This is a genomic window from Cerasicoccus frondis (genome assembly GCA_031296915.1).
GTDB classification, from domain to species: Bacteria; Verrucomicrobiota; Verrucomicrobiia; order Opitutales; family Cerasicoccaceae; genus Cerasicoccus; species Cerasicoccus frondis.
On record JAVDPC010000002.1, the window covers coordinates 62,281 to 77,704 of the forward strand.

Below are 15,424 nucleotides of genomic sequence, written 5' to 3' on the forward strand. Positions count from 1 at the left end.
AGAACGGTAGTAAAATTCTCCCTTACAGGATCATGCCCGCAGCGACGGTTTCGTTGCTGAACTCGTCGATGAGTACAAAGCTGCCGGTCTGACGGTTGCGCGAGTAGCTGTCGAAGAAGAGCGGCGATGAAGTGCGCAGCGAGATGCGGCCAATGTCATTCAGACCGAACTCGAGGTCGTCCTCGATCTTGTGCAGCGTGTTGATGTTCACCTTGTAGCGAACGTCCTTCACAATGGCTTTCACTTCCTTCGTCGTGTGGCGGAGGATCAGCTTTTCGCGGCCCTTGAGCTTTTTCTTCTCGGAGAACCAGCAGATCATCGCTTCGACATCCTGCTCAACCTTCGGCTGATTGTTCGGCTTGGCAATCATGTCGCCGCGCGAAATGTCGATCTCGTCTTCGAGCGTCATCGTAACCGACAGCGGGTTAAACGCTTCTTCGATTTCGCCTTCGAGCGTGTGGATAGCCTTAACCTTCGTCGTGAAACCACTCGGCAGCACCACGACATCGTCACCCGGCTTAAACACGCCACCAGCAACACGGCCCGCGTAGCCGCGGAAATCATGCCACTCGTTGGACATCGGACGGATGACCCACTGCACTGGGAAGCGTGCATCGATGTGGTTGGCGTCGGGACCAACGTAGACGTTTTCCAAGTGATACATCAGCGTCGGGCCTTGATACCAGTCCATGTTTTTGGACTTGTCCACGACGTTGTCGCCCTCAAGCGCACTGATCGGAATGAAGGTCACTTCGACGACGTTGTCCAAGCGCGATGCAAACTGCTTGAACTCCTTAATGATCTCTTCGTAGCGCTCCTGCTTCCAGTCAACGAGATCCATCTTGTTCACGCAGATCACGACGTGCTGAATGCGCAGCAAGCTCGCGATGAAGGCGTGGCGGCAAGTCTGCTCGATGACGCCCTTGCGCGCATCAATCAGGATGATGGCGAGGTTGGCCGTAGAGGCGCCCGTCACCATGTTGCGCGTGTATTGGATGTGCCCCGGCGTGTCCGCGATGATGAACTTACGCTTCGGCGTGGCGAAGTAACGATAAGCCACGTCGATCGTGATGCCCTGCTCGCGCTCGGCACGGAGGCCGTCAGTCAGGAGGGCCAGGTTCACGTGCTCGTCGCCGCGCGCTTTGGAGCTGGTTTCGACCGCTTCGAGTTGGTCTTCGAAGATATTTTTGGAATCGTATAATAGACGACCGATCAAAGTACTTTTACCGTCGTCAACGCTGCCAGCAGTAGTGAACCGCAACAGGTCCATGTCCAGGTATCCGCGTTCTTCACTCATGAGATATAATCTTTAAAAATTGAAAATTGTAAATTCGTGTCGTTCGGAGCGGCTTAGAAGTAACCCTGCTTTTTGCGGTCTTCCATCGCGGTTTCGGAGCGCTTGTCGTCGGAACGGGTGCCACGCTCGGTCTGGCGGGCGGCGGCTACTTCTTCGATGATGTCATCGATGGTCGCGGCGTTGGAGAGCACGGCGCCCGTGCAGGTCGCGTCACCAATCGTGCGGAAGCGAACAACTTCCTTACGCGCGGTGGCTTCTTCTTCCGGCAACATCGTGATGAAGTCCGTTTGCGAGAGGATCACGCCGTCGCGGGTAAACACGTCACGCTCGGAAGCAAAGTAAAGGCTCGGCAGCGGAATGTTCTCGGCCTTGATGTATTGCCACACATCCATCTCCGTCCAGTTGGAGAGCGGGAACACGCGGAAGTGCTCGCCGTGGTGCTTGCGGCCGTTGAAGATGTTCCAGAGCTCGGGGCGCTGGTTCTTTGGGTCCCACTGGCCAAACTCGTCACGATGCGAGAAGAAGCGCTCCTTGGCGCGCGCCTTTTCTTCGTCGCGGCGACCACCACCCAGGCAGGCGTCGTAGCCGTGCTTTTCAATGGTGTCGAGCAGGGTCACGGTCTGCAGCGCATTGCGGCTGGCCTTAGGGCCCTTTTCTTCCTGCACGCGGCCCTGGTCGATCGAGTCCTGCACGAGGCCGACGACGAGGTTCGCCTTGATCTGCTCCACGAAGTCATCGCGGTAGGTGATCGTTTCCGGGAAGTTGTGGCCAGTGTCCACGTGCACCAGCGGGAAGGGAAGCTTGGCCGGGTAAAAAGCCTTGCGCGCCAACCACGCCATGACGATCGAGTCCTTGCCGCCCGAGAATAGCAGTGCGGGCTTTTCAAACTGCGCTGCGGTTTCGCGCAGAATGTAGATCGCCTCGGACTCCAGTTGTTTGAGGTGGTTAACCTGGTAGCTCTTGCTCTTTTGTTCCATGAGAAGTTTTGAGTATAGGGAAATTGATTAAGCCTGCACGCGCTCGAGCACGTAGTTAAGCAGGCGTTGCACGCTTTGTTCGATGGTTTCGTTTTCGGTGTCGATGATGAGCGCTGGCGCGGCGGGCTCTTCAAAGCCGCTGTCCTTGCCAGTGAACTGCTTCACTTGGCCGGCTTGCACCTTCTTATAAAGTCCTTTTGGGTCGCGCTCCTGGCATTGCTCGTAGCTGGCCTTCACGTAAACGTCGGAGAAATCTTCCGCGCCAACGATTTCCTTGGCCATCTGGCGGAGTTCTTCCTTCGGGCAAATGAACGACGTGATCGTGATGACGCCCGCGTCCTTGAAGAGCTTGGCCACCTCACCAATCCGGCGGATGTTTTCCAGGCGATCTTCGTCGGAAAAGCCGAGGTCTTTGTTCAGGCCGCTGCGGATGTTGTCCCCATCGAGCACCTGTGCAAACAGGCCGCGGTTAAACAACTCCCGCTCCAGCGCGAGCGCCAACGTGCTCTTGCCTGAACCGCTCAAACCGAACAACCAGAACACGTGCGAACGCTGCTTGAGCGCCGCCTCGCGGTCAGCCCGTGGGAGCATACGGTCGAAGACGTGGTAAATGTTTTCCGGGGTTTCTGCCATTGGTGAAAAATTAAGTTGGCTATCGATAGTTTCTTTTAAGGCAAGCGCAAGCTTATTTTTACTATCTTGCCTAACAAACCTAAGATTGAAACATTTTGCCTTTTAACAGGTTCTCATACCGAGGCTTGCCAAACCCAGCCTGCTTCGTGATATCTTATTTGCTGTGTATCGTTTCATTGCACTCCTGTTCGCCTGTATCGCCCTGACGGCGATGCCTTTGCGCGCTCAGACCACGCCCCCCCAGGAGAACCTGCCCACCCCGCAGGCGCGCACTTTGTTTGACCAACCCCGCGATGGCCTGCCCATCCTCCTGCGCACCCGGGAAACCTACGACAAGTGCGCCACCTACCGCGCACAAGGCGCCGTCCGCGTCGTCGTCTATGAGGAAACCAAAAAAGCCCAAAGCTTCCTCTTTCAAGAAGGCGGCTCGACCCGCGCCAAGCGTTTCAAACTGTTCTCCACCGCCTTTACCCGCGACCCTTTTGCGCTTCGGCAGGAAGTCATCAGCATGGGCGCTGGCCGTAGCTTTACTTCGATCGATTTCTGGACTTCGCAGCGCCATGCGGTGGACCACTACTCGTCCTCCCCCCTCCCCATGACCTCCCAGGGGCTCGCCCGCGCCATTCAGGAGAATGATTACCTTTTGCTCAATTACGACCCCGCGCCCGAGTGGTTGCTGGCCTCCAACCCAGATCTCACGCCCGCGCTTGGTGACAAGGACGACTGGCTCATGCAGTCCGCCAAATACCCGCGCGACGTCTGGTGGATCGGTGAAGAAACCCTCGCTGGCGTGACCACGGACATCCTCACCTGGCGCACCACCATGGGCGACGCAGTCGCCGTCTGGCTAACCCGCGAACCGCTGGCCATCGTCAAGGTCATGGCGGAGCGCTCGGATGAGCGCGACTACACCAACGTCACCATGCTCATGCAGCCGGAGTTCGGCGTGGCCGTCCGTGACAACGAACTCGCCCTGAACCGCCCACGCCCCGATTTTTTCAGCATCGACCCCAACAACATCGTCTTCGGCCCGCTCGAAATGCCGCCCGTGCCCGCCAAGAGCACCCCCATGGCCCCCACCAACGGCGACGACATCACCGCCACCCCACGCTCAACCGACACCCCCACCCCACCGGAGATTTCCGCAGAGGAGGAGCAGCTCACAGTTGGCCTGGCCGACGCCAACGACGTCATGGGCGCACTTCCCGGCGAGGAAATCCAGGATGAAATCGAGGCCGAGCAAGCGCCGGAAAACAACATTCTCACTCCCGAAGAACTCACGGCCATTGTAGTCATTGAAGGCGATAAGGGCGTCGGAGCCGGATTTTTCTGCAAGATCCGCGGCCGCGATTTCATTGTCACCAACCAACAAGTGCTAACGGGCCACAGCCAGCTGCGCATTCGCACGATCGACGGCACGCCCGTCAAGGCCAAGGAAATCTACGGAGCCATCGGCCACGATCTCGCCATGATCGCCGTAGACGACTCCCTCTCCTCGCTAACCGCAGATGAACTCGTTGACGACGATACGAGCGTTGGCCAGCAAGTCGTCATCCCCGGCATCAAGCTCGGCGGCGGCGTGGTCACCCAAGTCCCGGGCGAAGTCACCAACATCGGCCCGAACCGCATCGACCTCCAGGCTAATTTCGTCGATGGCAACAACGGCAGCCCGATCATCAACCTCAAAACCCGCGAAGTCATTGCAGTCGCGGCCAAGATCGGCGACGGCAAGAACGCCAAATGGGAGGGCTACCGCATCGATTCCGTCACACAGTGGGAGCAAATCAATTGGTATAAGTGGCAGCGTCAGCACGACCTGGTCGCCAAGCTCAGCTCAGACTCGCTGGCGCTCTACCAATACCTCAGCAACGACAACGCCTTTTACAACAACTACGAGCTCAGGGAATATTACGACGACTACCTCGAAGCCATGAGCGATAAAAAGCAAAACCTGGACTACTATGAGCGCCAGACCCGCCTCTTCGTCCAGCACCTCATCAACTTCGCCAAGCGCGATCTTGAGGACGCCAACAAAACCCAGTTCTACGATTACTTTAAAAACACAGCGGGCCCGAAGCAAAACGTCACGGAGAACATCAAATACCGCGAGCTGCTCATCGACCGCCTCGCCGACATTCGGGACAACAACTGGCGCACCCTCTACAACCGCGTCCGCTCCCGCACCAACTGATTTAAGCCCTCCAAAGGACGGTATACGGCTGAAACAATCCAAAAATGGGCTTTAACCCTCCCCAGAATCCGCTAGCGTCGTTGGTTTTTCGCGCTCCATGCCTTTGAACTTCTTCTCAAAAGCCAAAAATTCCGTCGTCAAGCGCTGCCAAGACGACGATGTTACGCGGCTTCGCAAACGTTACAATCCATACTACCACACGTTTGAAAGCCAGCGAGGCTCCCGCGTCATCAAGGACGGCAAAGAGTATGTCATGCTCTGTAGTAATGACTACCTGGGGCTCAGCAACCACCCCAAGGTGCTCGAAGCAGCCAAGAAAGGCCTCGACGAATGGGGCAGCAGCACCACCGGCGCCCGTCTGGCCAATGGCTCCCGCGGCTACCACATTGCGCTGGAGGAAAAGTTCGCCAATTTCATCGGCAAGGAAGCCTGCCACATCTCCGTCGCCGGTTATATTTCCTGCATGTCGTCCGTTCAGGCCTTTGCCCAAAAGGGCGACATCGTGCTGGTCGATAAGAACGTCCACAGCTCGCTTTGGGCTGGCATCGGCCTCACTCAGGCCAGTGTGGAGCGTTTTTCGCACAACAACCCCGCCGATCTGAAGGACGTTATCTCCTTTGAAAAACCCGAGACGCCGAAGATCGTCGTTTTCGAGGGTGTTTACTCGATGGAGGGCCATGTCGGCCGCGTGCCAGAGCTGATCCAGGCCTGCGAAGGCCACGATTGCTTCTACGTAATGGACGACGCGCACGGCTTCGGCGTCATGGGGCCACAGGGTCGCGGCACTGCCGCTCATTTTGGCCTAACCGACGAAATCGACGTCATCACGGGCAGTTTTTCCAAGTCCCTCAGCAGCACTGGCGGCTTTGTGGCGGGCTCACGCGACGTCATCGAATACCTGCGCACGCACAGCAAGCAGACGATTTTTTCCGCCGCCATCAGCCCCCCCCAGGCCTACGCCGCATCGGCCTCGATCGATATTCTCCAAACTGAGCCTCAGCATCATCAGCGCTTGTGGGACAACACCCGCCGCTACAAGGAAATGCTCCGCAGCCTGGGCCTCGACATTTGGGACAGCGAAACGCCAGCCGTGCCGATCATCATGGGCAAAAAGGAAAAAGCTTACCGCTTCTGGCAAGCGCTGCTTGAGAAGGGCGTCTTCACGGTCATGTCCATTGCGCCCGCCGTGCCGCCCGGCAAGGACCTGATCCGCACATCGATGTCTGCCCGCCACACCGACGAAGACCTCGAAAAAGTCTACGAGGCCATGGAATACGCCATCAAGAAGGTCAAAGGCTCCACGGCCTTCGGCATCACCTTTTAGCCAGCTAGCATCCCGGCTAGGTGAGCTTGGAAACGGCAGATTAGGTACGCACCGCCCTACCTTCCTGGGGAACAGCAAGATACGAAATAGTGAACAATTAATTACTGAATTAATTTGCAATTCGCCCTCTAAAAACCAGACTAACCAGTGAACATATTCACCGGTCATGTCTTTGCGTTTCATCTTTGTCGACCTCGACTCTTATTTCGCCTCGTGCGAGCAGCAGCGCGATCCTGCGTTGCGGGGGCGGCCAGTAGGCGTGGTGCCAATGATGACCGACTCCACCTGCTGCATTGCCGCGAGCTATGAAGCAAAGGCCTTCGGCGTCAAGACCGGCACCAATGTTCGCGAAGCGCGCTGGCTGTGTCCGCAAATCAAGTTCATCGAAGCCGGGCATGCAAACTACGTGGGTATTCACAACCGTATCATTGATAATGTAAGAGAGTTTTGTCTGCCGAATATTGAAATTCACTCCATCGATGAGTTTTGCGGAGTGCTCCCGCAAAACTGGCAAAACGAGTCTGAAGCTCGCGCCCTGGCGGATCGTATTCGTGCAATGATTACTAAGGTCGCTGGCGAATACGTCTCCTGTTCGATCGGCATTGGTTCCAATGTCTTTTTGGCCAAGATGGGCAGCGGCATGAATAAACCTCGCGGGCTGACAATCCTCCAGCAACACGATCTCCCCGGCCCCCTATCCAAGCTCAAGCTGTCGGATATCTACGGCGTGGGCAAACGCATGCACGCGCGCCTGCTCCGCCATGGAGTACGCTCGGTCGACGATCTTTACGCCTGCGACCGGCGCAAACTCCACCGGATATGGGGGGGCATCGAGGGGGATCGTCTGTATGCAGAATTGCGCGGCGACATCATCGAGCACGCCGAAACCGTGCGCCGTCAAGTGAGCCATTCCCACGTCTTGCCGCCCAAGCTGCGCAACCGCGAGGACGCCTTTGCGGTCATCCACCGCCTCACACAAAAGGCCGCCATGCGCCTGCGCAAGCTCGACCACTACGCGGGCAGTTTATCCATCGGCGTGCGCCTGGGGTTTGAGAACCGCTGGGGGCGCGAAACACGCTTTTTCCCGACGCAGGAGAGTCGTATTTTCCTGCGCGAGTTACGGAAGCTGTGGGCGGAAATCCCACCCGACGCCCCCTCCCCCTGCAAAGTCAGCGTGGTGCTCGGCGAGCTCATTGCCGCGCACAACTACACCAACCCGCTATTCACCGAAATGAACAATCCGCGCAACGTGAAGCTCGACCAGGCTATGGACGCGCTTAACAAGCGCTTCGGCGCCAAGACACTTTACTACGCTGGTGGGCACGCTGCGCGCGACGCAACCCCCATGCGCATCGCCTTCACGCATATCCCCGATCTTGAAACCGAAAACGACCAGCCTCCGGTTGGATCGTGAGCCTCCGCACTTTTCAAAAACATCGGCCTAAAAGCAACCACCACACATCACCCGCTGCGAACGCCAATAGGAAGTGAACTCATAGTTCACCACTTCGCCGTAGCGGGTTTCCACCCACAGGGCGCCGGTTTTTTGATCGAGCTCCAATCCCGAATAATCTTCGCCGGCAATGATGCTGAGTTGGTCAAAGGCCATGCTCAGGTAATCACGCGCATTTGAGTTCGGACTCGCAAATGGGTCGTAGCCGCCATTGGCAGAGCGCAGATCGGGGTTCTGATAATCCGCCACCAAATCCTGAAAGGTCACCTTTTGCACGTTATCCAATGTCATTTTCTCATAAGCGGCGGCAATCAAGTGATCGAGGTTTCGCTCAATGCGGCGGCGTCCCTTGTCGGTAAGCTGGCCGTTTTCGTCGATGTCTCCCATGAGCTGTCCCAGGCGAAACTGCTGGCTGGCTTCCACCGAGGCGCAGCCATGCATATGAATCTGGTAAACCTCCCCCGCGCGCTCCAGCTCAACGTAAGTCTCCTTGTCCCGCGCGATCACCCGGCGCACGCGATAATCATCCAACAGGCTGTTTTTCCGCACGCGATAACGCTGCCCGGCATCAACCTGCTCCACAATCGCCTCGGCCTCGTCGTCAATTCGCATCAATCCAACGAGCCGAAAACCGTTCAGCGACTGCGCATTATCCGATCCGATATCCGCTGCCTTGAGCAGGGGAAAAACTCCCAACAGGAGAAGCGATAACCGGGCCGCATTCATCAAATTTTAATATCACCTGAGACGAGATTTTTGCCGAATTTCAGGCAAAAAAAGAATCGGCGCGCATCAGCAATAGCCCGGCACTCCAGGCTTTTCCCGATGTCACAAAGCAGCTAGCATTTGCTCTATCATGAATGAAGCCATGGCAGTATTGATTGGCGTTTGCCTGGCCGCAGCCTGCGGTTTCCGGGTGTTTGTGCCGTTGTTTGTCGCAAGCCTGGCCGCCAACACCGGCGTGGATGCGCTGGGCGGATTCAGCATCCGCGAAATGCTGGGGCCAGATTTCCAATGGCTGGGCAATACGCCTGTCACAATCACGCTCGGCGTGGCCACCGGCGTGGAAATCGTCAGCTACTACGTGCCGTGGCTCGACAACGCGCTCGACTCGATTGCGACGCCAGCCGCAGTAGCGGCGGGCACCTTGCTCACCGGAGCACTCATGCCGGAAGCTTTCGGCGACGGCTCGTTCAAGTGGTTTGCCGCCCTCATCGCTGGAGGCGGCGCAGCAGGGGCCGTTCAGGGGGCATCCGTCATCACCCGGGGCGCGTCGACCGCCACAACCGGGGGAGCGGGCAACCCAATCATTTCCACTGCGGAGTTGGGCGGCGCCATCGTCACCGCAGCCCTCGCGGTGCTGATCCCCGTCGTCGCCTGCATCGTGTTGCTCATTGTCGCGTTCTTCGTAATCCGCGCGTTTATTCGCTTTTTCAAGGCGCGCGCCAAACGACGAACCGCCCCGGCAGTGCTTTAGCTCAGGCCGCTGACTAGGTAGTGTTCGAAAATGCAAAAAAGCTATTTCAAAAGGTGGAGCCCGGTGTCCCTACCGGGCTTGTTTCATCCAGCGGGTTGACGGAGAGGCAATACCAAGCCCGGTAGGGACACCGGGCTCCACTTGTTCGAACAGAACCTAGTAAGCCCAGCGAACGACTTCCCCGAAAACAGTGCGCACCATGATCGCCCCGCCCCGGTCCGACACGATGATGCCCGAGTAGTCCTCCCCGACCAAAGACTTGAGCTGCTTCCCGGAAATATGCCCGCTTTCCGCCAAGCGTCCGAAATCCACCTCGTGCGCGCCTTCATTCAGCGCATAGCTTTGCCCGGCGTTGGCGATGACGAGCAGGTTTTCCGCAATGGCGTTGCGGCCAAGGCTGGTCAGGCGGCCGTCACGACCGATGAGTCCGGCATTAAAAGCGTCCGCCAATGGACCGGCGACAAAGGGCGCTTCCTGCGGTCGTTTGCACGCAAATAAATACTCCACGCCATCGCGGCAGACTTCGACAAACCACTCGTCCTGCAGGCGGATGACGTCCTCAATGTCAAAGCCGTCAATCCGGCCGCCCACTTGTCGGCGCATGGATTGCCCCGTCGCCGACTCGATCACCACATCCGCCGGGTCATCGCCAATGCGAGTGATGCCGACAACCACGTAGTCCGGCAAAATGCCCACCCACGCCTGCCCGACTCCATACGCCGAAGCCACACAGAACAAACTAACCGCAGTCAAAAAGGAACGCATCTCAGGCTATCATCGACACGTTTCGCCGGAGCTCAATCTGGAATTTCCGCGCTATCGGTTTGCAATTTGCTCCATCAGGCGTCTGCCTTGGCGCTTTCTTGCTCCTTAAGATGTCCTCTGAACTGATTCATGCCCTGCCCGCCGTGAACGCCTCCCTCAACGGCTTGGCGACTCTCCTCCTGACCACTGGCTTCATCCTGATCAAACTCGACCGCGAAAAGAACCTGAAGGCGCACCGCTTCATCATGCTCAGCGCATTCACGGTCTCGGTTGTTTTTCTGATCTCCTACCTACTGCATAAAGCGCTGCGCGCTTCGGCGGGAGACGCGGTCAACACGCACTTCACCGGGGAGGGGGTCTGGCCCTGGATCTATTTTCCCATGCTCGCCACCCATGTCATCCTGGCGATGGTCATCGTGCCGCTCATTTTCGTGACGCTCTGGCATGCATTCAAGGGCCGCTACGATAAACACCGGAAATGGGCAAGATGGACCTTCCCCCTCTGGTATTACGTGAGCGTAACGGGCGTGTTGGTCTATTTTTTCCTCTATCAGTGGTTTCCCGCCGCCGAATAGGAACGCAAACGATCACAATGCAGCAGCAGCGCCAATCAACCTAATCGCCACAATCATTCCCCCTACTAATCCGAACGCATTGCATCGAAAAGTGCTTTCGTGGCTTCAATTGTGCTTGAGACCCGATTTCACGCACTTACCATCAACCCAGCCAAAATAATAGCCATGCGCCTCGACCAAATCCAAATCGGCCGCCGTTGCCGGGTGACCACGATCAACTTCAACGATGCCGTTTGCCAACGCCTGGCAAACTTCGGTCTGCTGCCGGGGCAGGAAATTGAGATGGCGCAAGTAGCGCCGTTGGGCGACCCAATCGCGATCACCTTTGCCGGGCAAAAGATCAGCCTGCGCCGCCGCGAAGCCGCTCATGTTGAAGTCGAACCGGTGGCTGTTTAAAGGAAACGCCCGTGTCTTCCCCCGTAGCCCCATCGCCAGTCGTACGCGCCACGCACATTGCGTTGATTGGCAACCCCAACACTGGTAAAACTTCGCTGTTCAATTGCCTAACCGGCATGCGCCAACGCGTGGGCAACTACCCAGGCGTCACCGTTGAGAAAAAGCTCGGCGCCGTCAGCCTGTCGAGTGGCCCCGCAACGCTCATCGACCTCCCCGGCGCCTACAGCCTCTCCGCCAATTCGCTGGATGAACGCGTGGCCGTCGATGTCCTCAGTGGCCACCTGCCCGGTATGGACAAGCCAGACGCCATCGTCTGCGTGGTCGACGCGACCAACCTCAAGCGCAATCTCTTTCTGGCCATGCAAATCGCCGAACTCGGCGTCCCGATGGTCATCGCGCTCAACCTTTGGGACGCGTTGGAACACCGTGGCCAAACGATCGATGTTGTCGAATTGGAGAAGCGCCTGGGCGTGCCGATTGTCACCACCGTAGGCCGCAAGGGCATTGGCGTCAATGAGCTGCGAGACGCCAAGAACCTGGCCATAACGGAAAAGCGCTGCATCACGCCGATGTCCTGGCCCGCTGAGGTCAATGAAGCCGTGCAACACATTCAAGCTCAAGTCAACGGCCACACCTCCCCCCCGCTAAGCGCACTGGAGATCCGTCGCCTGCTCTTCGACTCTGGTTCCGCCGTGATGGACCACGTGCAAGGCAACCACGAGGCCGTGCGCCAAGCGATGATTGAAGGCCGCGAAAAGCTTCGCAAGCTGGGGCTAAACCCAATGGCCGCCGAAGCAGTCCTTTCCTATCGACACCTCGATGTGCTCCTCGATGGCATCGTGCAACAAGCACGCACGGCCGCCCCCCAAGCCACGGAATCCATCGACAAGCTGCTGCTGCATCGAGTGGCAGGTCTGATCATTTTCGCAGGCATGATGTTTGTCGTGTTCCAAGCGGTTTACAGCTGGGCTGGGCCATTGATGGACCTGATCGACGGCGCCAAGGGCTGGGTGCAGGGCGTCGTGGGCGGCTGGCTTGAGCCATGGCCCATGCTCGGCAGCCTCATGACCGACGGCGTCATCGAAGGCGTTGGCGCTTTTGTGATCTTTCTACCGCAGATCCTCATTTTGTTTCTGTTCATCGCCTTGCTCGAGGACACCGGCTACATGGCGCGCGCGGCCTTCCTCATGGATAAGCTTTTTGGCTGGTGCGGACTCAACGGCAAAAGCTTCGTGCCAATGCTCTCCGGCTACGCCTGCGCAATTCCGGGCATCCTGGCTACCCGCACAATCGAGGACCCCAAGGCGCGCATGGTGACCATTCTCGTGACCCCCCTCATGAGTTGCTCGGCGCGCCTGCCGGTTTACCTGCTCTTGATTGGCGCCTTTGTGGAGCCACGCTTTGGGCCGTTCATTGCAGCAGTCTCGCTATTTGCCATGCACATTGTCGGCCTCGCCGTCGCGATTCCCGCCGCCTGGGTCCTGACCAAGTTCATCGTCAAAACCAAGCCCCAGCCCTTCTTGCTGGAAATGCCCACCTACCGTGTGCCCCGCATGGGCGACGTCATGCTTCGCATGTGGCATGCCGGTAAAGAATTCATGGTGCGCGCTGGCACGATCATTCTCGCCATCACCATTATTGTCTGGGCCTTGCTATACTTCCCGCGCCCAGTGGAAATCGAAGAGCGAGCCATCCAGGACTTCACCACGCAGCAAATCGCCCTCTCCGGCAACGCGATGCAAATCGATGAGGAGTTGGCTGACCCAGACTCAGATCTATCCGCTGAACTCGGCAACGCAATTGACGCCGCTTACATCAACCAGAGCTACATGGCGCGCATGGGCAAAGCCATCCAGCCCGTCTTTGCGCCTGCTGGCTTTGACTGGAAAATCACCGTCGGCGTCGTGGCCAGCTTCCCCGCACGCGAGGTGATTATCTCCACACTTGGCGTCATTTACAGCTTGGGCGGTGACGTCGACGAAGAGTCGCCGGACCTCATGTCCACCCTGGCCAACGCAGAGTGGAAGGAAGGCCCGCGCGCCGGCACGCCGATCTTCACCCTGCCGGTTGTTTTTGCGATCATGGTGTTCTTTGCGCTGTGCCAACAGTGCGGGGCGACGCTGGCCGTGATGGCCAAGGAAATCGGCTGGAAGTGGACTGCCGCCAGCTTTGTCTTCCAAACGAGCATTGCCTGGCTGGGCGCAGTGCTCGTTTACCAAGTCGGAACCGCCATAGGATTTTAGCCATGTTTGAGTCAATTGTAGTCGCAGTAATCGTCCTCGCCGCCGCCGCCTATTTGTTCAACAACTGGCGCAAATCGACCAAGGGCAAAAAATCTGGATGTGGCGGTAAAGACTGCGGCTGCGGGAAGACAAAGTAAACCGCCGTCAAGGTTTCTTCTGGCGCAGGGGCGTCACAATCGTTACTTGAAAATGATAAAACGCACCCTAACGCCATCTCATGTCCTTCCGCCTCGCCAAAGAATCCGACCTGTCAACCCTGGTCGAGCTGCTGCGCCAACTGACCAAAGTTGAGCGCGATTTCACCTTTAACGCTGAAAAGCAACGCGCTGGGCTCCAACGCCTGATCAATAAATCCGACGCCTATGTCTTCGTCGCAGAAGTCGGCGGCCTGGTCGCTGGCATGGCGACCATTCAGGAGCTCGTATCCACCGTCGAGGGCGACGTGATTGGCCTGATCGAAGATGTGGTGGTTCATCACAATTTTCGCGGCAAGGGCGTTGGCCGTCAGCTCATGGACCACCTGAAAGCCACAGCCGAAGTCAAAGGCTATAAGCGCCTGCAACTGCTGGCAGACGTCAACAATCCGCCTGCCGAAGCATTCTATGAGTCCCAGGATTTCAGCCCCACGAGTTTGAAGCAGTGGCGCTGGCGCCCGGAGGCAGATTGAATTGCGCCGCCCCCCCTGGACTGACAGATTTGCAAAATGGGCAAACTCTATGGGTGCAGCGGCACGCTGCTTACATGCCAGGCATACCAGGCATGCCGCCGCCCATTTGTTTGGCCATCTTCATCATTTGCTTCCGGCCCTTGCCGCCCTTCATCATCTTCATCATTTTGCGCATTTGGCCGAACTGCTTGAGCAATTGATTGAGGTCGCGGACCTCCATGCCGGAGCCCATCGCAATGCGCTTGCGGCGGCTGCCGTTGATGATGTTCGGGTTGCGGCGCTCGTGCGGCGTCATGGATAAAATCATGGCTTCCGTGCGCTTGAGCTGAGCCTCGTGCTCGTCGCCGATTTCCAGACCGTGCGCGCCGGGGAGCATCTTCATGATGCCGCCAAGGGAGCCCATTTTCTTGATCTGGCGCATCTGTGAGAGGAAGTCTTCCAGGTCGAAATCGGCCTTCTTCATCTTCTCGGCGAGGCGTTCGGCTTCGTCCTGGTCGATGTTTTCCTGGGCCTTTTCCACGAGCGACACGACGTCGCCCATGCCGAGGATGCGCTGGGCCATACGGTCGGGGTGGAAGACGTCGAACTCGTCCATCTTCTCGCCCGTGCCCATGAACTTGATCGGCACATTGGTGATGGCCTTCATCGACAGGGCGGCGCCGCCACGGGCGTCACCATCGAGCTTGGTCAGCACAATGCCCGTCAGTTGGACGGCTTCGTTGAAATGCTGGGCGACATTAACCGCCTCCTGGCCGAGCGCGGAGTCCGCGACGAGCAAGACTTCGTCCGGCTGAATCTCCTGCTTGAGCTTGATGATTTCCTGGACGAGATCCTCATCTATTTGCAGGCGGCCGGCGGTGTCGAAAATGATCAGGTCGCGCTCTTGCTCCTTGGCCCAGGCGAGGCCCTGCTTGCCGATCTTGGGCACGTCCTTGGATTCGCGATCGGTGTAGACCGGGATTTCCTCGCGCTGACCGAGGGTCTCGAGCTGGTCGATCGCGGCCGGGCGATAGACGTCACAAGCGATGAGCGCGGGCTTGTAGCCTTGCTTCACCATGCGCTTGGCGAGCTTGGCGGAGGTGGTTGTCTTACCCGCGCCATGCAAGCCGACCATCATGATGCGCAGCGGGCGCTTTTCCGAAATGCTGGTTGCGCCTTCGCCGAGCAACGACTCCAGCTCGTCGTTGATAATCTTGATGATCTGCTGGCCCGGAGTGACGGACTTCAGCACATCCTGCCCAAGCGCCTTTTCCTTAACGTTGCTGACAAACTCCCGCGCAACCTTGAAGTGCACGTCCGCCGAGAGCAGCGCCGTGCGCACTTCCTTGAGCGCCTCGGCCATGTTTTCCTCGGACAACTTGCCCACCCCACGAAGGTTGCGGAGGGCTGATGTCATGCGGTCTGTTAGGGTTTCGAGCATGGGAAG

At 57.9% G+C, this 15,424-nt stretch carries 15 protein-coding genes; 9 read left to right on the forward strand and 6 right to left on the reverse strand.

Annotated features, from left to right (window positions below; translation table 11 throughout):
- Positions 1-22: 22 nt before the first annotated feature.
- Genes cysN through cysC form a run of 3 tightly spaced genes read right to left on the reverse strand, consistent with a single transcriptional unit; the run spans position 23 to position 2,907 of the window.
- On the reverse strand, positions 23-1,297 hold the full coding sequence (gene cysN, locus RBB63_RS01740; protein ID WP_309380480.1) for a sulfate adenylyltransferase subunit CysN: 1,275 nt from the start codon (positions 1,295-1,297) through the stop codon (positions 23-25).
- Positions 1,298-1,350: 53 nt separating this feature from the next.
- Positions 1,351-2,274, reverse strand: coding sequence for a sulfate adenylyltransferase subunit CysD (gene cysD, locus RBB63_RS01745; RefSeq protein WP_309380482.1), 924 nt, complete (start codon positions 2,272-2,274; stop codon positions 1,351-1,353).
- Between the two features lie 27 nt (positions 2,275-2,301).
- On the reverse strand, positions 2,302-2,907 hold the full coding sequence (cysC, locus tag RBB63_RS01750) for an adenylyl-sulfate kinase (RefSeq protein WP_309380484.1): 606 nt from the start codon (positions 2,905-2,907) through the stop codon (positions 2,302-2,304).
- Positions 2,908-3,070: 163 nt separating this feature from the next.
- Here cysC and RBB63_RS01755 point away from each other — a divergent pair, with 163 nt between their 5' ends.
- The 3 genes from RBB63_RS01755 to RBB63_RS01765 all read left to right on the forward strand — a co-directional run bounded on the left by RBB63_RS01755 (position 3,071) and on the right by RBB63_RS01765 (position 7,836).
- Complete coding sequence (locus RBB63_RS01755) at positions 3,071-5,098, forward strand: S1 family peptidase (protein WP_309380486.1); 2,028 nt, start codon at positions 3,071-3,073, stop codon at positions 5,096-5,098.
- Between the two features lie 97 nt (positions 5,099-5,195).
- A complete protein-coding gene (locus tag RBB63_RS01760; RefSeq protein WP_309380487.1) occupies positions 5,196-6,422 on the forward strand; it encodes an aminotransferase class I/II-fold pyridoxal phosphate-dependent enzyme in 1,227 nt (408 codons plus the stop codon).
- A gap of 166 nt (positions 6,423-6,588) precedes the next feature.
- The gene (locus RBB63_RS01765; RefSeq protein ID WP_309380489.1) at positions 6,589-7,836 is read left to right on the forward strand and encodes a DNA polymerase Y family protein; all 1,248 of its coding nucleotides are present in this window, start codon (positions 6,589-6,591) and stop codon (positions 7,834-7,836) included.
- Between the two features lie 27 nt (positions 7,837-7,863).
- On the opposite strand, the gene RBB63_RS01770 is transcribed toward RBB63_RS01765, so the two are convergent.
- Positions 7,864-8,571 carry a hypothetical protein gene (locus tag RBB63_RS01770; RefSeq protein ID WP_309380491.1) on the reverse strand — a complete coding sequence of 236 codons (708 nt, stop codon included), beginning with the start codon at positions 8,569-8,571 and terminating at the stop codon, positions 7,864-7,866.
- A gap of 172 nt (positions 8,572-8,743) precedes the next feature.
- Here RBB63_RS01770 and RBB63_RS01775 point away from each other — a divergent pair, with 172 nt between their 5' ends.
- Positions 8,744-9,352 carry a DUF4126 domain-containing protein gene (locus tag RBB63_RS01775; protein WP_309380493.1) on the forward strand — a complete coding sequence of 203 codons (609 nt, stop codon included), beginning with the start codon at positions 8,744-8,746 and terminating at the stop codon, positions 9,350-9,352.
- A 156-nt stretch (positions 9,353-9,508) separates the two neighbouring features.
- Here the strand turns inward: RBB63_RS01775 and RBB63_RS01780 are convergent, their stop codons facing one another.
- The gene (locus RBB63_RS01780) at positions 9,509-10,117 is read right to left on the reverse strand and encodes a hypothetical protein (protein WP_309380495.1); all 609 of its coding nucleotides are present in this window, start codon (positions 10,115-10,117) and stop codon (positions 9,509-9,511) included.
- Positions 10,118-10,227: 110 nt separating this feature from the next.
- Here RBB63_RS01780 and RBB63_RS01785 point away from each other — a divergent pair, with 110 nt between their 5' ends.
- The 5 genes from RBB63_RS01785 (at position 10,228) to RBB63_RS01805 (ending at position 13,998) form a co-directional block, all read left to right on the forward strand.
- A complete protein-coding gene (locus RBB63_RS01785; protein WP_309380497.1) occupies positions 10,228-10,692 on the forward strand; it encodes a DUF420 domain-containing protein in 465 nt (154 codons plus the stop codon).
- A 165-nt stretch (positions 10,693-10,857) separates the two neighbouring features.
- Positions 10,858-11,088 carry a FeoA family protein gene (locus tag RBB63_RS01790; RefSeq protein ID WP_309380499.1) on the forward strand — a complete coding sequence of 77 codons (231 nt, stop codon included), beginning with the start codon at positions 10,858-10,860 and terminating at the stop codon, positions 11,086-11,088.
- Between the two features lie 11 nt (positions 11,089-11,099).
- Positions 11,100-13,331, forward strand: a complete 2,232-nt coding sequence (gene feoB / locus RBB63_RS01795; RefSeq protein ID WP_309380501.1) for a ferrous iron transport protein B — start codon at positions 11,100-11,102, stop codon at positions 13,329-13,331.
- 2 nt (positions 13,332-13,333) lie between these two features.
- On the forward strand, positions 13,334-13,468 hold the full coding sequence (locus RBB63_RS01800; RefSeq protein WP_309380503.1) for a FeoB-associated Cys-rich membrane protein: 135 nt from the start codon (positions 13,334-13,336) through the stop codon (positions 13,466-13,468).
- Between the two features lie 80 nt (positions 13,469-13,548).
- On the forward strand, positions 13,549-13,998 hold the full coding sequence (locus tag RBB63_RS01805) for a GNAT family N-acetyltransferase (protein ID WP_309380505.1): 450 nt from the start codon (positions 13,549-13,551) through the stop codon (positions 13,996-13,998).
- A gap of 70 nt (positions 13,999-14,068) precedes the next feature.
- On the opposite strand, the gene ffh is transcribed toward RBB63_RS01805, so the two are convergent.
- The gene (gene ffh / locus RBB63_RS01810) at positions 14,069-15,418 is read right to left on the reverse strand and encodes a signal recognition particle protein (protein WP_309380507.1); all 1,350 of its coding nucleotides are present in this window, start codon (positions 15,416-15,418) and stop codon (positions 14,069-14,071) included.
- Positions 15,419-15,424: the final 6 nt, after the last annotated feature.